Source organism: Staphylococcus simiae, from assembly GCF_017357005.1.
GTDB lineage: Bacteria > Bacillota > Bacilli > Staphylococcales > Staphylococcaceae > Staphylococcus > Staphylococcus simiae_A.
Genome location: NZ_CP071589.1, coordinates 2,316,538 through 2,334,491, shown reverse-complemented (window position 1 = coordinate 2,334,491; position 17,954 = coordinate 2,316,538). Strand labels below are relative to the sequence as shown.

The 17,954-nt window shown below is 32.6% G+C and carries 17 protein-coding genes; 10 read left to right on the top strand and 7 right to left on the bottom strand.

The window, feature by feature from the left end; all coding sequences use genetic code 11:
- Positions 1 to 41: 41 nt before the first annotated feature.
- Positions 42 to 671 (bottom strand): C39 family peptidase, encoded by a 630-nt coding sequence (locus J3R86_RS10835; protein ID WP_207517292.1) that lies wholly within the window; start codon positions 669 to 671, stop codon positions 42 to 44.
- A gap of 128 nt (positions 672 to 799) precedes the next feature.
- On the opposite strand from J3R86_RS10835, the gene J3R86_RS10830 reads away from it, so the two are divergent.
- A complete protein-coding gene (locus tag J3R86_RS10830) occupies positions 800 to 1,267 on the top strand; it encodes a GyrI-like domain-containing protein (protein WP_207517291.1) in 468 nt (155 codons plus the stop codon).
- Between the two features lie 69 nt (positions 1,268 to 1,336).
- Here J3R86_RS10830 and J3R86_RS10825 read toward each other — a convergent pair whose 3' ends face one another.
- The 3 genes from J3R86_RS10825 to J3R86_RS10815 form a co-directional block, all read right to left on the bottom strand.
- Complete coding sequence (locus tag J3R86_RS10825) at positions 1,337 to 2,545, bottom strand: putative multidrug effflux MFS transporter TcaB (RefSeq protein ID WP_207517290.1); 1,209 nt, start codon at positions 2,543 to 2,545, stop codon at positions 1,337 to 1,339.
- 194 nt (positions 2,546 to 2,739) lie between these two features.
- Positions 2,740 to 3,402: a hypothetical protein gene (locus tag J3R86_RS10820; protein ID WP_207517289.1), complete on the bottom strand. Its 663-nt coding sequence runs from the start codon at positions 3,400 to 3,402 to the stop codon at positions 2,740 to 2,742.
- A gap of 33 nt (positions 3,403 to 3,435) precedes the next feature.
- Positions 3,436 to 4,593, bottom strand: coding sequence for a glycerate kinase (locus J3R86_RS10815; RefSeq protein ID WP_207517288.1), 1,158 nt, complete (start codon positions 4,591 to 4,593; stop codon positions 3,436 to 3,438).
- 242 nt (positions 4,594 to 4,835) lie between these two features.
- Here J3R86_RS10815 and J3R86_RS10810 point away from each other — a divergent pair, with 242 nt between their 5' ends.
- The 3 genes from J3R86_RS10810 (at position 4,836) to J3R86_RS10800 (ending at position 7,769) form a co-directional block, all read left to right on the top strand.
- Positions 4,836 to 5,216, top strand: a complete 381-nt coding sequence (locus J3R86_RS10810) for a GtrA family protein (protein ID WP_207517287.1) — start codon at positions 4,836 to 4,838, stop codon at positions 5,214 to 5,216.
- A gap of 535 nt (positions 5,217 to 5,751) precedes the next feature.
- Positions 5,752 to 6,618 (top strand): cation diffusion facilitator family transporter, encoded by an 867-nt coding sequence (locus J3R86_RS10805; protein WP_207517286.1) that lies wholly within the window; start codon positions 5,752 to 5,754, stop codon positions 6,616 to 6,618.
- Positions 6,619 to 7,082: 464 nt separating this feature from the next.
- Entirely contained in the window at positions 7,083 to 7,769 is a 687-nt protein-coding gene (locus J3R86_RS10800; protein ID WP_207517285.1) for a 2,3-diphosphoglycerate-dependent phosphoglycerate mutase, read from the top strand.
- Positions 7,770 to 7,984: 215 nt separating this feature from the next.
- On the opposite strand, the gene J3R86_RS10795 is transcribed toward J3R86_RS10800, so the two are convergent.
- Positions 7,985 to 8,092 carry a putative metal homeostasis protein gene (locus J3R86_RS10795; RefSeq protein WP_002464714.1) on the bottom strand — a complete coding sequence of 36 codons (108 nt, stop codon included), beginning with the start codon at positions 8,090 to 8,092 and terminating at the stop codon, positions 7,985 to 7,987.
- Between the two features lie 175 nt (positions 8,093 to 8,267).
- On the opposite strand from J3R86_RS10795, the gene J3R86_RS10790 reads away from it, so the two are divergent.
- The 4 genes from J3R86_RS10790 (at position 8,268) to J3R86_RS10775 (ending at position 12,045) form a co-directional block, all read left to right on the top strand.
- Positions 8,268 to 9,710: an MDR family MFS transporter gene (locus tag J3R86_RS10790; protein ID WP_207517284.1), complete on the top strand. Its 1,443-nt coding sequence runs from the start codon at positions 8,268 to 8,270 to the stop codon at positions 9,708 to 9,710.
- 127 nt (positions 9,711 to 9,837) lie between these two features.
- Positions 9,838 to 10,611, top strand: coding sequence for a transporter substrate-binding domain-containing protein (locus tag J3R86_RS10785; protein ID WP_207517283.1), 774 nt, complete (start codon positions 9,838 to 9,840; stop codon positions 10,609 to 10,611).
- Positions 10,592 to 11,311, top strand: coding sequence for an amino acid ABC transporter permease (locus J3R86_RS10780; RefSeq protein ID WP_002464711.1), 720 nt, complete (start codon positions 10,592 to 10,594; stop codon positions 11,309 to 11,311). Before J3R86_RS10785 ends, J3R86_RS10780 begins: the two co-directional genes overlap by 20 nt.
- Positions 11,308 to 12,045, top strand: coding sequence for an amino acid ABC transporter ATP-binding protein (locus tag J3R86_RS10775; protein ID WP_207517282.1), 738 nt, complete (start codon positions 11,308 to 11,310; stop codon positions 12,043 to 12,045). The genes J3R86_RS10780 and J3R86_RS10775 overlap by 4 nt, the downstream gene beginning before the upstream one ends.
- A 312-nt stretch (positions 12,046 to 12,357) precedes the next feature.
- On the opposite strand, the gene istB is transcribed toward J3R86_RS10775, so the two are convergent.
- Positions 12,358 to 13,122, bottom strand: coding sequence for an IS21-like element helper ATPase IstB (gene istB, locus J3R86_RS10770; RefSeq protein ID WP_207516745.1), 765 nt, complete (start codon positions 13,120 to 13,122; stop codon positions 12,358 to 12,360).
- Positions 13,115 to 14,401, bottom strand: coding sequence for an IS21 family transposase (gene istA, locus J3R86_RS10765; protein WP_207516747.1), 1,287 nt, complete (start codon positions 14,399 to 14,401; stop codon positions 13,115 to 13,117). Before istA ends, istB begins: the two co-directional genes overlap by 8 nt.
- A 649-nt stretch (positions 14,402 to 15,050) precedes the next feature.
- On the opposite strand from istA, the gene J3R86_RS10760 reads away from it, so the two are divergent.
- Entirely contained in the window at positions 15,051 to 16,091 is a 1,041-nt protein-coding gene (locus J3R86_RS10760) for a 2,3-butanediol dehydrogenase (RefSeq protein ID WP_207517281.1), read from the top strand.
- Positions 16,092 to 16,645: 554 nt separating this feature from the next.
- The gene (ltrA, locus tag J3R86_RS10755) at positions 16,646 to 17,932 is read left to right on the top strand and encodes a group II intron reverse transcriptase/maturase (RefSeq protein ID WP_207518488.1); all 1,287 of its coding nucleotides are present in this window, start codon (positions 16,646 to 16,648) and stop codon (positions 17,930 to 17,932) included.
- Positions 17,933 to 17,954: the final 22 nt, after the last annotated feature.

Sequence of the window (17,954 nt, the reverse complement as noted above, 5' to 3'; positions counted from 1 at the left end):
CATAAAGTCAGAAATGTCGCTGTTATTTTAAATCTATATTGCTAATTAGAAGTTGTTGATGGGTCGATATAAAGACATTTTCGCCCAGGAGCGTTAAAACTAAATTCCATTTTTTCTTTACGTATTTTGATGATCTGTTTCCTGTTTGGGAAGATAGCTGGAAAAACTAAGCCTCGTCTGATATGACTCCATAAAGGATCAATATAATAATAATAGTAATCATCATAACCAATGAGCAATGTCACATGGATGTTTGAAACGTGTTTTGCAGGTTGGTTATCAAATTTAAAGACGCGTAACAAAGGTTTAGAACCAAGATTTGTATGGTATATAACTACTGGTTGGCCTTGATCAATAACATGTTTCAATTCGTCTAAAGATTTACCAGTTCCATCTATAATATTCGGATTATAGCGTTGTAAAAAAGGTACATAAGCATCTGGAAAAATAGTTTGATGATAATTGCCTAATTTAACTAAGAAATGGTGACCTACATAACCTTTATGAGGATTGTTAGGATGCGTCGGCCAATGTTTCATAATATCTGTCGCTTTGATATGTTGGTTGTTATATTGCAACATCATTGCTGCTGAGACACCTTCACATCCCATAACCATAGGAATAGGGAATAGTTGGCTGATAGGTTTTACAGGTAATATTGTTTTATTCATAAAAATGACCCTCGTATCATATGATTTCATTAAATAATTATTATTATATATCGTCAATGCGATTTGTCCTATTAAAATGTTTCACAAATTTGATTGGATAAAAGTTAATGAGGAAAAGAGGTAAGGATATGGATTATAAAGTAAAACAACTTGAGACATTAAATTTGATTGGTGTAACTAAATCATATAGCAATGGTACTGAAGCACAACAGCACATAGCTGATTTCTGGCAACAGTTTTTTAATATGCAGTGGGAACAAACGTTAGTTGCACAAAGTAATAATCAACTTCCAGGTTTTTTAGGTGTATTATCGCCACATGACAATGGATGCATGGACTATATGATAGCTGTAACAACAGATATTGAAGATGATAGTGAGTTTGAGACAATAGAATTAGCAGCAAGTAAATATATGGTTGTTGAAGCTAAAGGTGCGGTTCCTAAAGCGATACAACACAAAATGTCAGAGATTCATGATTATTTGACGAATAGTCGCGATATCAGTGCTAAACATGCACCATGTTTTGAATTATATGGTGAAGGTGATACGACAAGTGACAATTATATTACTGAACTATGGATACCAATTAACTAATATTAAAAACACGCATTGTTCCTAGTCATGTACTTTCATATCATGACAAAGAATAATGCGTGTTAATTTTTATGCTGATTGCTTATTAATCATTTTAAAATAAATCATTTGCAGTGTAATTAAAGCAACTGCCGTCATAACGATGATGACAATGTAAGGTGTTGTATCATATTGCCCTTTTAACCCAACTAATGGAGCGATGAGTCCCCCTAAAATAAATTGGAATAAGCCTAGTAAACTCGAGGCATTACCACTTCCACCTGTGCGTTCTTCCATAGCCATTGTGAAACCTAAAGGACCAATAGAAGTTACTGGGCAAACATTTAAGAAAAAGGCGACAAGTAATAACCATAAAGGTAAGTGGAATACTAAAGTAATGACAATGAGTATCACACCTGTCACTTGAATCATTGTTAATAAGATAAGTAAGAAGTGACGATGCATTTTTTCTACCAATAAAGCCACAATTTGACTTACGACAATTAAGCCAATACCATTCACTGAAAACATGACACTAAATTGTTGAGGCGTCATATTATATAATTTCTGGGTAATAAATGGCGAAGCTGATGAAAAGCTAAATAACATGACATAAGTCAAGCCTTGTAACAACATAGGAATAATAAAACCAGGTTTCTTTAATAAACTACCAAAGTCTTTAAAAACTTGATTAAAATTCACTTGCTTTAATTCATGTTTAGGTGTTTTAGGTAATTGTGAAGCGACTCCAATTAATATAATTAACGAAATGACAGTTAGTATAGTGAATATTGTTCTCCACGTATACATTGATAATGCCCAACCACCAGCTAAAGGTGCAAGGATAGTAATAATACCGTTGATAACCATTAAAGAAGCTAAAAATTTTGCCAACTCGTTACCACTGAATTTATCTCCTACAGATGCTTTAGCAATAACTATTGCACCACCACCAGTCAATCCTTGTATAAGACGTAAGATTAAAAATAAATATAAATGTGTTGTGACAATAGCAATGAACGAAGTGATGACAAAAATAATTAAAATGGATACAGCAACACGTTTACGTCCCAAAGCATCAGATAATGGTCCAAAAATAAATTGACCAAGTGCGAGTCCAATCATTGTAAATGAGAGTGTTAATTGAATTTCAGAAGTTGTTGAACTAAAAGCATTTTGAACTTTAGGTAATGAGGGCACATACATATCTATAGTTAATGGTCCAAATGCTGTCATAACACCTAATGTGATTAATAATAATAGTGAAAAATGCTTTGATTTAGCTGATGACATAATCATACTCCTTAAGTGGTTTAATGATATAAATTATAACGGTTTTATAGAAATTTGTATGTAGTTTGAATATAAATTCACATAAAAAAACCCTTACTATATTGAAGGACCTGAGACAAAAAGCATTTTACAGTTAAAATTAAGCATTTGTCAGTAACTGTTTGACACTTAAAATTCAGATATAGTAAGGGAATTAAGGACTATTGTGTTGTATTTTGATTATTTGAACTATTGCTATTAAATAAGCTTTCTAGTTTGGATTTAATACTGTCAAACTTAGTATTAATATCATTTAACATATTGTTAATCTTACTTTGGTTTTCGTTATTTTGTTGAGCTGTATTAGCATCTTTTAATTTATCAATTTGGTCTTGATAGAATTGAGTAAATTTAGAATCAGCTTTATTTTGCTCTTGTTGTTTTAAGTTATTAACTTCGTTTTGAAGTTGATCAATTTGTTGTTGGCTATTTTGATTTTGTTTAATAGAAGACTTAGCATCATCGACTTGTTTGTTTATATTATCGTTGCTATCTTCTACTTGTTTTTTGTAATTTTGAGAGACATTTGGATCATTATTAACTTTATCACCACTATTGTGATTTAGAAAAGCGCGTGTGACAAAAATTGCTACGATAATTAATAAGATGACAATAATAATATATAGCCATTTTTTAGATTTACGATTTTGTTGATTTTCCTCTTCAAGTAGTTGTTCACGACGATAATCTCTACCGTTATAGTAACGTTCAGGATGTTCCTCATTATATTGTTGTTGATAATTATTGTCTTCTTGCTGTTGTTTATGGCTATGATATTGATTATCGTATTGATAAGAATCACGATATTTGTCAGTTCGTTTCATTTCACTCACCTCGTTCTAATTGTGTAAACCATATTAAGACTTAAACTTGCTGTTAGTATTAAGTAATCGAGCTATATTCGTTGCGGTATCATATAAATATTGTTCGCTATGTGAGATTGCTTTTGATAGCTCACAAGGGGCAGGGATAATAGAAAAGACGCTATCGATACCGTGTTCATAAACGCTTTGGTAACCATCGCCTAGACTGCCACATATAGCAATAACTGGAATATTAAACTGTTTAGCTGCTTGAGCTACGCCAACAGGTGTTTTGCCAAAAATGGTTTGATGATCTATTCGACCTTCACCAGTAATGACTAAATCTGCATTGTTAATTCTGTCGTAAAAGTTAGTGATATCAAAGACAACATCAATACCTTTTTGTAAAGTGGTATTGAAAAATGCTAATGTAGCGGCACCCATACCTCCTGCTGCACCAGCACCAGGTATGTCTTTGACAACTTTTCCTGTGTATGATGCTATCTTATCATGATAATGACGCATAGCGGTATCCAACTTTGGTATCATCTTTTGACTAGCACCTTTTTGTGGACCATAAATTGCAGTTGCACCATTGGGACCCAGTAAAGGATTATTTACATCACAAGCCACTTTGAATGACACATGCTGTAAACGATGATCTACATGACTACAATCAATCGTATCAATTTGGTCAAGTGTGGCACCATTCATTTGTAATTGATGACCAGTATGATCTATAAATTTAATGCCAAGTGCACTTAACATGCCGCTACCACCATCATTGGTTGCACTACCACCGAGTCCTAGGATAATTGTTTTAACGTCATGGTCTAAGGCGTCCTTAATAAGTTCGCCGGTTCCAAAAGATGTTGTATGAAGCGGGTTCTTGTCATTATCGTGTAGTAGCTGCAGTCCTGAAGCTTCAGCCATTTCGATAATAGCAGTTTGATGTAAGTCAGATCTTGCATAAGATGCTTTAACAGGACGCATTAAAGGATCGTGAACAGCTACTGTGTAATTTTGCGCATTTAAAGCATCTATTAAAGCTTCTGTTGTTCCTTCACCGCCGTCAGCCATTGGAATGATATCGTATTGAATGTCATCTGGTAGCACTTGCTGAAATGCCTTTTGAATGGTTTGACCTATATGTTGAGCAGTCATACTTTCTTTAAATGAGTCTGAAGCTATAATCACTTTATTGATATGCATAAAGAGCCCTCCCAACTTTATTAATCTTATTGTATAGAAAATAAGTCGTTTACTAAAGTTAAAGTCGGAGGTGACATGAAAATGTTTGTTATGGAACTTTTAGCAACTTTGATGACAAGAGTTTGAAGACAAATGAAAAAGTTGATTTAGTGTATAATGAATTGAAATTATATAAACTGGCTATGTAAAAGGGGAATTTCAACGAAATAGATAAAGATAAAGAAGGGCAAAAGGAATTGAAAATGAAATTAACAAAGACACATTTTGAAATTATTAAATTTATCGTTGTGGGTGGTATAAACACTTTCAACTATTATGTTGTTTACTTACTATTGTTAAAATTATTGCACTTGAATTATATGTTGAGTCATGTCACAGGGTTTATTGTGGCCTTTGTCATTTCATATTATTTGAATTGCTATTTTGTATATAAAGTTAAACCAACTTGGAAAAAATTTATTAGTTTTCCTATAACTCAAGTTGTTAATGTCTTATTGCAAACTGCTTTTTTATATGTTTTTGTAAAGTGGTTAAACTTACCGGCAGAAATCGCACCATTTGCTGGTTTGATCATTACTATACCTATTACTTTTGTCTTATCCAAATGGGTATTAAAAGATTAAAAAGTTGTGGTCGGTTGATAGCTATCTAGCTATTAAGACATTAGAAACTCTGACAACTGCGTAGGGACCCAGCAAAGAGAAACTGGATATCTGAAATAGCTTTTTTATTAATTCATAATAAACTGCATAAGATTTTCTAGCTATCAAGATAGCAGAAACTCTAACAAGCAATGCAGGGACCCGTCATAGAAAAATTTTATAACTAAAATTTTTACTTTAATGTGCAAGACGGGCAAGGTTGGGCTTGTAGCTTGTAGCTATTAAAGTTTAAAGGAATACAATTCATTACTACGTAATAAATTGCATAAGTCGTTCTAGCTAATAAAAATTAAAGGAACACAGTTGATAGCTCTCGCTACAACTGCATAAGAGCTTGTAGCTATTAAAAATAGCACAAGCTCTAAATTTTATTAGGTAGGTCTAATTAAAAAATTAGATGTAATTTATAAAAATTTATAAAAAATAAAAACGTTGTAAATTTAAAATGAATCATTCATAATGTTGTTACTATACTATTTCAAGGTGGTTTAACGGCATGTCTCAAAGTGAAAATCTTAAGTTAGCACAGCGTGGTGCTTATTTAAGTTTAGTTGTATATATTATCTTATCTGTTACTAAATTTTTAACTGGGTATGTCTTTAATTCGGCAGCTGTTAGAGCAGATGCATTAAATAATATGACCGATATTATTGTATCTGTTGCCGTTATTATTGGTCTGAAAATTTCTATTAAACCAGCTGATAGAAATCATCCATATGGCCATCTTAAATCAGAAAATATATCTTCATTATTAGTATCATTCATCATTATGTTTGTGGGTATTCAAGTCGTCATTCAAAATGCACCACGTTTAATTAGAAATGATGATGTTGTACCTAATGCGATTAATATCATAGTGAGTTTAATTAGTGGACTAGTGATGTTAGTCGTTTTTGTTGTTAATCAAAGATTAGCGACGAAAACTAAAAGTAGTTCGTTAAGTTCAGCGGCAAAAGACAATCTATCAGATAGCTTAGTTAGTATTGGTACAGCGATAGGGTTAGTTTTTACACAATTTGGCTTTCCTATCGTCGATATTATCTTAGCGACAATACTCGGCTTACTCATTATCTACACTGGGTTTGGTATCTTTAAAGAATCTATTTTTGCACTTAGCGATGGTTTCAATGAACAAGAATTAGAAGAATATCGTAATGATATTTTAGAAGTACCTCAAGTAATGGATGTCAAAAGTATTAAAGGACGCTATCATGGCAGCAGTGTATTTATTGATGTCACAATTGTAGTTGATTCTGACTTGTCATTAATAGAAGCACATCATGTTTGTGATAACGTTGAGCATCATCTTCACGACAAAGGTATTTCATCAGTTTATGTCCATCCAGAACCTGATCATTTATAACGTTATAAAAGTAGAAGCCAAACAGAAATAAATCTTTCGAAAAATTATGTCGTAGTTTTCCATCTCGCACATTAATGTAAAAGCTATATATAAATTTTTGATGATATATTCACCCTGATTGAATGGACTAGTATTATCAAACCTAGTCAGTCTTGCCTGAGTGGGACTACGAAATAATTTGTTTTGAAATAATTATTTCGTAGTCCCATTTTTTTTTGTGATTATCTAATGTGGAAGAGTGATTTCTTTTTTTAGGTTAGCCTAAAAATTTCTTTTCTTTTATTAGTAAAAATTAGAAGCTAGGTGTATAATACAAGTGTCAAAGAAAAAGAGTGAATGCAATCATTGCATGATATTCATTAGCTGAATGCTAATAGAGTAGTGATTGTAATGAAACATGTCTAGTCACAACGATAAGTAAATCTGTTGAATTTTAAACAGAGTTAAAGAAAGAGGTAATGATTATGCCAAAATTAATTTTATGTCGCCACGGACAAAGTGAATGGAACGCTAAAAACTTATTTACAGGTTGGGAAGACGTTAATTTATCTGAGCAAGGTGTTAAAGAAGCGATTACAGCAGGTGAAAAAATTAAAGAACATCAATTAAATATTGATATTGCTTATACTTCATTACTTACACGTGCATTAGATACAACACATTATATTTTAACTAAATCTGAGCAACAATGGATTCCTGTTAATAAAAGCTGGCGTTTAAACGAAAGACATTATGGTGCACTACAAGGATTAAACAAAGATGATGCAAGACAAGAATTCGGAGAAGAACAAGTTCATATTTGGCGTCGTTCTTATGATGTCAAACCACCTGCTGAAAGTGAAGAACAACGTGATGCTTACTTGCAAGATCGTCGTTATAATCATTTAGACAAACGCATGATGCCATATTCTGAAAGCCTAAAAGATACTTTGGAACGTGTCATTCCAATTTGGACAGACCACATTTCACAACATCTTTTAGATGGAGATACTGTATTAGTTTCTGCACACGGAAATTCAATCCGTGCGTTGATTAAATATTTAGAAAACGTATCTGACGAAGATATTGTCGGTTATGAACTTAAAACAGGTGCACCGCTAATTTATGAATTAACAGATGATTTAGAAGTAAAAGATAAATATTATTTATAAATGAAATAATTATTGGTGGAATGAACCAACATATAAAAGATATTTATACGATGATTTATTAATATAATAAATGACCCGATTACAAAAGGAGTGATTGTAATTCGGGTCATTTTGTATGTGAAGTAATCTAAGGAAATAGTATTTATAGAGTGGTTACTATTGAGCTAGGGAACTCAATGATAAATAACTTAGATCACAAAAGTATTAATAACGTACTATTTTTGCGATTTCTTATGTTGTTTGATAATTTTCAAAGCACGTTTTCTTGTCTTAATATTCGGGCTATTCAAATTACGACGAGCAGTTTGTAAGTCTAGTTTCATCTCCTCTATACCTCCTTATGCATATATTATGCATGAAAACAATGCGAATGTAAATAGTAATTGTTACGATTTGTAAAAATAAAACTAATCAAGTGCTTATTATTTTAAAAATCGGTATAATTACCAAATGTCTAAAAAATTGCATAATACCTTTTAGATATAGAGGGGGATTCGAGTGTCAATCAAACAAAAATTAACAATGATCATCACAATGTTATTTGGTGGCTTTTTCGGTTTACTAAATGAAACGCTATTAGTGACAGCTTTACCAAGTATTATGAAAGATTTTGATATTACATATACACAAGTACAATGGTTAACGACAGCTTTCTTATTAACTAATGGTATCGTTATACCTTTATCAGCGCTTGTTATACAGAGATATAGTACGAGACAAGTCTTTTTAGTTTCTATCTTTATTTTCTTTTTAGGTACCATTTTAGGCGGTTTTAGTCCTAATTTTACAGTATTATTGGTAGCGAGAATTATTCAAGCATTGGGTTCAGGAATAATGATGCCTTTAATGATGACTACTATATTAGATATCTTTTTACCACACGAACGCGGTAAGTATATGGGGACTTTTGGTTTGGTTATTGGCTTAGCACCAGCAATTGGACCAACATTATCAGGCTATTTAGTTGAATATTTTAATTGGAGATCATTATTCCATGTTGTGGCACCAATTGCTGCAGTGACTTTCATTTTAGGATTTAAGACTGTTAAGAATGTAGGTACTAATATCAAAGTGCCAATTGATATCTTATCTGTGATTGTGTCTGTTTTAGGATTTGGTGGTTTATTATATGGTACAAGTTCGATATCAGAACGTGGTTGGAATGATCCAATCGTCTTAATTGCAATTATTGGCGGTATTATTCTTGTTACTGTCTTTGTCATTAGACAATTTAAATTAACAACACCACTGTTGAATTTTGGTGTATTTAAGAATAAACAATTTACAGTCGGAATTATTATATTAGGTGTTACGATGATATCGATGATAGGTTCTGAAACGATTTTACCTATTTTTGTGCAAAATTTACTGCATAGAACTGCTTTGGATTCGGGCTTAACTTTATTACCTGGTGCAATTGTGATGGCATTTATGTCTATGACATCAGGTGCATTATATGAAAGATTTGGTCCAAGGAATTTAGCACTGATTGGTATGGCTATTGTTGTAGTAACTACAGCTTATTTTGTAGTTATGGATGAACATACATCCACAATTGTCTTGGCAACAGTATATGCGATTAGAATGATTGGTATCGCATTAGGATTAATCCCAGTGATGACACATACGATGAATCAACTGGCACCAGAAATGAATGCACACGGTTCATCTATGACTAATACCATTGAACAAATCGCTGGTTCAATAGGTACAGCAATATTAATTACTATTTTATCTCAAGCAAGTAAAAACTTTACACCTACAATGTCTGATTATAAAGGAATGGATAAGGTAGACATGATGAATCAAATTAAAGTTGATACGTTATTACATGGTTATCATGCTGGCTTCTTATTTGCAGTAATCATTACAATTGTTAGTTTCTTCTGCTCATTTATGTTACAAGGTAAGAAAAAAGATATTACTGAACAATCAAAATAAGGACAAGAAATTTAATTGTTAACTATTTTATTTTCTTTAGCAAAAGATGAAGATATTGACTTATCAATGATTTAAGATTAAAATGTTTTTATTCCGATTAGAATAATAAGAATAAGGAGCAAATTCTATGAAAAGACTTTTATTTGTGGTAATGGCATTAGTATTTGTATTAGCAGCATGTGGTAATAACGATTCCAAAGATAGTAGCAAAAGTGGTAAAACACTTAATGTAGGTACTGAAGGTACATACGCACCATTTAGTTTCCATAGTAAACAAGGTAAATTAACTGGTTATGATATTGACGTAATTAAAGCAGTTGCGAAAGAAGAAGGTATTAAACTTAAGTTTAGTGAAACATCATGGGATTCAATGTTTGCTGGTTTAGATGCTGGTAGATTTGATGTTATCGCTAACCAAGTAGGTATTAACCCAGACAGAGAGAAAAAATATAAATTCTCAAAACCTTACACATATTCAAGTGCAGTATTAGTTGTACGTGAAAATGAGAAAAACATTAAAGATTTTGACGATGTTAAAGGTAAGAAATTAGCTCAAACATTTACCTCTAATTATGGTAAATTAGCAAAAGATAAAGGCGCAGATATTACAAAAGTTGACGGTTTTAACCAATCAATGGATTTATTATTATCTAATCGTGTTGACGGTACTTTCAATGATAGTTTGTCATACTTAGATTATAAAAAACAAAAACCTGATGCTAAGATCAAAGCTATCAAAGGTGATGCAGAACAAAATAAATCTGGTTTCGCATTCTCTAAAAAAGTTGATGATGAAACAGTTCAAAAATTCAACGACGGTTTGAAAAAAATTGAAGAGAATGGTGAATTAGCTAAAATAGGTAAGAAATGGTTTGGTCAAGATGTTTCTAAATCTAAATAGTGAACAACTACATGCATTAGACGCAGCAAAACAGGCATTTCAACCAATGCTAGAAGGGTTGGTAAAATATTCAATTCCTATAACATTAGTGACATTTGTCTTTGGCCTTATTATCGCTTTATTTACAGCCTTAATGCGAATTTCAACTAGTAAAATTTTAAAAGGTATTGCTCGAGTATATGTTTCTATTATTCGAGGTACGCCAATGATTGTTCAATTGTTTATTATATTTTATGGTATACCTGAATTAGGTCGATTATTAACTAATAATGCTGATAATCAATGGACATTAGCACCAGTGGTAGCAGCGATTATAGGTTTATCTTTAAATGTTGGTGCATATGCATCAGAAATTATCCGTGGAGGTATTATTTCTATTCCTAAAGGACAAACTGAAGCGGCATATTCTATTGGTATGACATATGCTCAAACAGTGAGAAGAATTATTTTGCCACAGGCAATTCGTGTATCTATTCCTGCTTTAGGAAATACATTTTTAAGTTTAATCAAAGATACATCTTTATTAGGTTTTATCTTGGTAGCAGAAATGTTCAGAAAGGCACAAGAAGTTGCGTCAACAACATATGAATATTTAACAATTTATATACTTGTTGCCGTAATGTATTGGGTCGTATGTTTCATCATTTCTATTATCCAAAGTATCTATGAATCTTATATTGAAAGAGGGTATCGCTCATGATTCAATTAAATAATATTCATAAATCTTTTAAAGATGTTGAAGTCATTAAAGGTATAGATTTATCAGTTGAACAAGGTGAAGTTGTGACATTAATCGGTCGTTCTGGTTCAGGTAAGACAACCTTACTGCGTATGATTAATGCCTTAGAAATTCCTAGTGAAGGTACAGTTTATGTTAACGGTAAGACATACACTGCTAAGGACAAAAAGTCACAAATAGAAGTTCGTAAACAATCTGGAATGGTGTTCCAAAGTTATAATCTTTTCCCACATAAGACTGCTTTAGAAAATGTGATGGAAGGTTTAATCACAGTTAAGAAAATGAATAAAGCAGAAGCAAGAAATAAATCTTTAGACTTACTTGAAAAAGTAGGGTTAACTCATGTTAAAGATCAACGACCACATGCATTGTCTGGTGGTCAACAGCAACGTGTAGCGATTGCAAGAGCATTAGCTATGAATCCTAAAGTGATGTTATTTGATGAACCAACATCAGCACTTGATCCTGAATTAGTTAATGATGTGTTAAAAGTAATTAAAGACTTAGCTAACGAAGGTATGACAATGGTTATTGTTACGCACGAAATGCGCTTTGCTAAAGAAGTTTCAAATAATATTGTTTTTATACATGAAGGTTTAATTGGTGAGCAAGGTTCGCCTGATGCTATGTTTAATCATCCTAAAACGGATGAATTACGCCGTTTCCTTAATGTAATCAAGGAAGAAGAAATATAAATTAAGATAACATCATTTTGTTAATGATAATCATAACGAGATAATCACTATAAATGTGGTTATCTCGTTTTTGCGTTTTGTAAATTTAATGATGGTAATTAAGCGATTTAATTTGGTTCTCTGTTTTTTAGGACTGATAAATAAAAAATGAATAATTTAAAACGAAAATTAATTTGAAGCCGAGACTCCTGAGGTAGGGACCCAACATAGAGAAACTGTGAAACAGTTTCTACAAACAATGAAAGTTGGGTAACAGTGTAAATGTCAATAAAAGAATGTACAAAAATGATTGTTTAAGAATGTACAAAAATGTCATTCTGTCTTTTCAACTTTCACAAAATGGTCTTTTAACCGATAAGACTTCCCAGTTATTTTTATGACATTTGAGTGATGTAATATGCGATCTAAAATGGCATTAGCTATTTTAGGGTCTTCAAATATTTCATTCCATAAATTGAAATTAATATTTGTAGTAAAAATGGTACTTTTCTTCTCATATCTTAAATCAATCAGTTGGAAAAAGAGTTTGGCATCTTCACTATCAATAGGTAAATAGCCTATTTCATCAATAATTAGTAATTTATATTTACTATAGTGCTTGAGTCTATTTTCTAACCGATTCTCTAATTGAGATTTTTTCAAATTTTGTATTAAATCATGACATTTAATGAAATACGTACTTACTCTTTTTTTCGCTGCTGACATACCAATTGATGTAGCTAAATGGGTTTTACCTACACCACTTGGACCTAAAAAGACAATATTCTGATGGTTTTCTATAAATCGTAAATGAGTAAAATCTACGATTTCTTGTTTATTGACGTTAGGTTGGAATGAAAAGTCAAAGTCGCACAGTTCCTTTTTAAAAGGGAATGCTGCTACCTTAACCATTGATTCAATCATATTCTTTTCTTTAACTGCGATTTCATAATCACTCAATTTAATTAAAGTATCAATAAATGATAAATCGTTAGTGATACTAAAATCTATCACTTCATCTAAATGAGTAATCATTTGATTCATTTTTAGATATGACAGATTATCTTTTAAACGTTGGTAGTTAGTAATATTATTCATCATACATCTCTCCTATCGTTTTTAAATTATCTAAGGCCAGCTGATTAATATCATCATGGTCTCCATAGGAGACAGCTAGCGTTTCTAAATAGTGTTGTTGCTGATAATTTAATTTATGATGGGTAATAGGATGCTCAACGATTAATTTGGTGTTATAATAAACAAACAAACGTTGATCATAAACTTGAACTTCAACCGTTTTTCCATAGTATTCAGCAGGAACTGAGTACTGATTGGAGCGATATGTAATCATATTCGAACGATTGACTTTCAAATATTTATGTTCTACTTTATATGAGTTTCTTACATGGACATTGGGTAATGGCTGTAAGAAGCTCTTTTCTTTTTTTACTTCAATAATTGGTATTTTTCCTGTCCCATTATGCACTGAGTAATTCAAACGATCATTTAATTCGTCAATAAATTGTGGAATTTCATGTAAGTATAATTGTCCTTGATAGGCATGAATTTCATCTAATATTTTCATAATGGATTCAACTTTACCTTTCGTTCTAGGACGACCAGCTATACACGGCTTCACTTTAAAATTAAAATCATCAGCGAATTGTTTGAATTTAGGATTAACTTGTCCACTAAACGTTTCAGTCCTAGGTTGACTCATCACTGTTTTCATATTATCTGTAACAAGTTCCTCTGGAACACCTTCAATAGATTCAAAAGCTTGAACCATTAAATTAAGTAATACATCTAATGATTTACTCATCGTAACTTGCATAATTTTGAAGCGTGAATATGACAGGAGTAAAACACCAATATTTAAAGATACCTCTTGATGATCCTTCGTTTTAAATCTTATATCTTCCTTCCAATCAAATTGAGCTTGGCAACCTGGTTTTGTTTCAAATCTAGTTGTTCCAACAGGCGTTGACTTTTGTCGTCCTTTTTTAAAATAATTATTGAATAAATCATGTTTTCTTATATATGTTCTAAATGTGGAATACGCACAATTTAGACCATGATTATCTTTAAGGTATTGCCATAACACGCGTTTATAAAAGAATTTCTGTTCACATTCTTCAGACAACAATTCTTTTATTAAATCATAATAGGGATCAATTTTAGATTGTTTTTTTCGATTAACCGAAGGTTTAAAGCCATTTAAATATTTATCTATTGTTCTTCGATCTACATTCATTTGTCTTGCGATTTCACTTTTATTAATTTTCATGTTTAAGCTCTCCATAACAATTTTTAATTTTGGTAAATCTGAAAGAGTTGTAACTTCATAATCTGTATTTATATCTAAAGATAATTTCATTGTTATTCACCTCAATAAAATTATCTCTAAATTTTACAGATTGTACATACTTAAACAGTCAAAAGTGTACATTATTAAATTATCATTTCCAGGTAACAGTGCTAGTCGAAGACCGGGGCCCCAACAAAAAGAAACTAATCATTTAGTTTCAAAGGATAATGCAAGTTGGGGAGGCTGAGACAGCACCCTAGGAAGGGACCCAACACAGAAAAACTGGTTATCTGAAATAGGTTTACAGTTTATTAATTCATAATAAACTGCATAAGATTTTCTAGCTATCAAGATAGCAGAAACTCTAACATGCAATGCAGGGACCCGTCATAGAAAAATTTTAAAAATAAAATTTTTACTATAATGTGCAAGACGGGCAAGGTTGGTCATTGGGGCCCCAGCAAAGAAAAATTCTGTCAACAGAATTTTTACTTTAATGTGCAAGCTGGGGTGCGAGGCTTGAAAATTTAATTATGTATCAGTCCGATTTGCTAGAGAACCTTTAATTTAAATAATTGTGCAAGATGTTGTCATCTAATTATAGATAGTCATTTTTTTACAAAATCAAGACCATGTTTTGAAAATTCAAACTACTTTAATTGATAATGATTCTCAAAAGGTATAGAATGACAGTATATCAAAATAGGAGGGGTTATTAATGAAAGCTGCAGTATGGTACGGTCAAAAAGATGTAAGAGTTGAAGACAGGGAACCTAAAGTATTACAAGATAATGAAGTTAAAGTTAAAGTATCCTGGGCTGGTATTTGTGGTACAGATTTACATGAATATCTAGAAGGACCTATCTTTATTTCAACAGACAAACCAGATCCATTCCTTGGTCAACAGGCACCAGTAACTTTAGGACATGAATTTGCAGGTGTTGTTGACGAAGTTGGCGCTAATGTTACTAAATTTAAAAAAGGTGATCGAGTAGTAGTAAACCCAACTGTTTCTAATAGGGAGAAAGAAGAAAACATCGATTTGTATGATGGTTATTCATTTATTGGATTAGGTTCTGATGGTGGTTTCGCAGAATTTACTAATGCGCCTGAAGAAAATGTTTATAAATTACCAGATCAAGTTTCTGATAAAGAAGGTGCACTTGTTGAACCTACAGCAGTAGCAGTACAAGCGATTAAAGAAGGGGAAGTATTGTTTGGAGATACTGTAGCAATCTTTGGTGCAGGTCCTATTGGATTATTAACAATTATTGCTGCTAAAGCGGCTGGCGCGAGTAAAATATTTGTCTTTGACTTATCAGATGAACGCTTGAAGAAAGCTAGAGAAGTTGGCGCAACACATACTGTTAATTCGGGAGAAGAAAATCCTAACGACGTGATTCGTAACAATACCAATGCTGGTGTGGATGTAGCATTTGAAGTCGCTGGTGTTGCATCTACACTTAAAGATTCAATAGAAGTTACTAGAGCAAGAGGAACTGTTGTTATCGTTTCTATCTTTGGTCATGCTATTGAATGGAATCCTATGCAATTAACTAATTCTGGAGTTAAACTTACTTCAACTATTGCTTATACACCAACCACATTCCAACAAACAATTGATTTGATAAATGAAGGTAATTTGAATGTGAAAGATGTCATCACTGATGAAATTGACTTAGAAGATATCGTACAAAATGGATTTGAACAACTGGTTAATGATAAATCTCAAGCGAAAATACTTGTTAAATTATCATAAAAATAAAATAGGAGTGGAGCAGAAATTAATTTCTACTCCACTCCATTTGTTGTGCGCCCGGCATGGGTAATTACTAGACGGTGAAAGTCCGTTACAGGCTTGGTAGTAGGAACTGTTAGCGAAAGACAAGGGTGTCCATTGTGAAATGGAATCTGAAGGAAGTCGGACGCAAACACTCGCACTGACGAACAGAAATATCATACAAGGCTATGTGGAATGGATGAATCTGCAATACAAGATAAAGTCCGATACTACCCGAGTTCTATATAGTAAATGATGCAGTGGAATGAGTGGAAAGTGGTTACTCTTACCCGGGGAGGTCTCATCAGCGATAAAAAAAATCGTAGTAATAACGAATGATGAGAAGTCAGCAGAGGTCATAGTAGGTAGAAATACTGAAGGACTGAACAATATTCATACAAAGTAAAGAATGGAGGTTAGAGATTTACAACGTACAGAATACAATTAATGATTGGCAACTCATAGAAAGATAAGTAGTGGAACGAAAAAGGATATATGAGTGCGTACAGTAAATCTTAGGTGAAATGAAAGAAATGTATCGTGAGTCTCCATCTATGATGGAGCTTGTTGTAAGAGAGAATAATATACAAAAAGCAATTAAGAAAGTGAAGAAAAACAACGGTGCACCTGGCATCGATGGCATGCGAGTAAGTGAATTAACATCACATTTCGCAAAATACTTTCCACAAATTAAACAAAAACTGCTTGATGGCACGTATAAGCCACAAGCAGTAAGAAAGGTTGAAATACCTAAATCAAATGGGAAAAAGCGCGTGCTTGGAATCCCTGTCGCAAGAGACAGAGTTATCCAACAAGCCATTAAACAAGTCATTGAACCTAGTATCGACCGTACTTTCTCAAAACACAGTCATGGCTTTAGACCGAATCGTAGTACAGGAACTGCACTTAAAGAATGTGCAACATACTATGAAGAAGGTTACTTAGTTGCAGTTGATTGTGATTTAAAACAGTGCTTTGATATGTTGAACCATGATAAATTAATGTATCTATTTGAACGACATGTTCAAGATAAAGCCATTTCTAAATTTATTCGTAGAAGCCTACAGGTTGGTGCAATCGACCTCAATGGTAATTATCGAAGTAGAGAAATAGGTGCACCGCAAGGTGGTGTTATTTCCCCGTTACTTTGTAATATTTATCTTCACGAATTAGATAATGAATTGGAGAAACGTGGTCATCGCTTTGTTCGTTATGCAGATGACTTCGTCATCTTTGTACGTACAAAACGAGCGGGTCAACGTGTCATGGAAAGTGTGACAAAGTTTATCGAAAAAGACCTTAAACTTATTGTAAATAGTGAAAAGAGCAAGGTAGGTTCTATCACACGTTTAAAGTTCTTGAGTTGTCTAATGACCAAAGTAAATGGCACTTATCGTTTCAGACCGACTATGGAAGCAAGAAGAAATTTAAAACGCACCTTAAGACGTCTAACGAAACGAAATAGACCAGGTACCTTTAAAGAGATTATATCAGAAATTAATCAAGTAACACGAGGGTGGATAAATTACTTTGGTAAAGGATTTATTACAGGTTTTGTAACGAAGTTACAATCATGGTTAAACCGACGCATTAGACAACTAATCCTCAAAAGATGGAAAAGAATAAAAACCAAATATAAGATGTTACGTAAGTATGGACTTGACCATAAGAGTGCAATGAAAATTGCCAATTCAAGAAAGAAATACTGGCGCTTATCATCAACGCATGAAGTTCATCGTGCACTTACAACAAAACGTCTCTACAAGTGGGGGTTAGAACCATTAACCCAACTCGCAGAGACGGCTTACGCAAGATATTGAACCGCCGAGTACGGAACCGTAC

Excerpts from the sequence above, each read along its gene's own strand:
- J3R86_RS10835 (WP_207517292.1), bottom strand. The coding sequence starts at position 671 with ATGAATAAAACAATATTACCTGTAAAACCTATCAGCCAACTATTCCCT.
- J3R86_RS10830 (WP_207517291.1), top strand. The coding sequence starts at position 800 with ATGGATTATAAAGTAAAACAACTTGAGACATTAAATTTGATTGGTGTA.
- J3R86_RS10825 (WP_207517290.1), bottom strand. The coding sequence starts at position 2,545 with ATGATTATGTCATCAGCTAAATCAAAGCATTTTTCACTATTATTATTA.
- J3R86_RS10820 (WP_207517289.1), bottom strand. The coding sequence starts at position 3,402 with ATGAAACGAACTGACAAATATCGTGATTCTTATCAATACGATAATCAA.
- J3R86_RS10815 (WP_207517288.1), bottom strand. The coding sequence starts at position 4,593 with ATGCATATCAATAAAGTGATTATAGCTTCAGACTCATTTAAAGAAAGT.
- J3R86_RS10810 (WP_207517287.1), top strand. The coding sequence starts at position 4,836 with ATGAAATTAACAAAGACACATTTTGAAATTATTAAATTTATCGTTGTG.
- J3R86_RS10805 (WP_207517286.1), top strand. The coding sequence starts at position 5,752 with ATGTCTCAAAGTGAAAATCTTAAGTTAGCACAGCGTGGTGCTTATTTA.
- J3R86_RS10800 (WP_207517285.1), top strand. The coding sequence starts at position 7,083 with ATGCCAAAATTAATTTTATGTCGCCACGGACAAAGTGAATGGAACGCT.
- J3R86_RS10795 (WP_002464714.1), bottom strand. The coding sequence starts at position 8,092 with ATGAAACTAGACTTACAAACTGCTCGTCGTAATTTGAATAGCCCGAAT.
- J3R86_RS10785 (WP_207517283.1), top strand. The coding sequence starts at position 9,838 with ATGAAAAGACTTTTATTTGTGGTAATGGCATTAGTATTTGTATTAGCA.
- J3R86_RS10780 (WP_002464711.1), top strand. The coding sequence starts at position 10,592 with ATGTTTCTAAATCTAAATAGTGAACAACTACATGCATTAGACGCAGCA.
- J3R86_RS10775 (WP_207517282.1), top strand. The coding sequence starts at position 11,308 with ATGATTCAATTAAATAATATTCATAAATCTTTTAAAGATGTTGAAGTC.
- istB (WP_207516745.1), bottom strand. The coding sequence starts at position 13,122 with ATGAATAATATTACTAACTACCAACGTTTAAAAGATAATCTGTCATAT.
- istA (WP_207516747.1), bottom strand. The coding sequence starts at position 14,401 with ATGAAATTATCTTTAGATATAAATACAGATTATGAAGTTACAACTCTT.
- J3R86_RS10760 (WP_207517281.1), top strand. The coding sequence starts at position 15,051 with ATGAAAGCTGCAGTATGGTACGGTCAAAAAGATGTAAGAGTTGAAGAC.
- ltrA (WP_207518488.1), top strand. The coding sequence starts at position 16,646 with ATGTATCGTGAGTCTCCATCTATGATGGAGCTTGTTGTAAGAGAGAAT.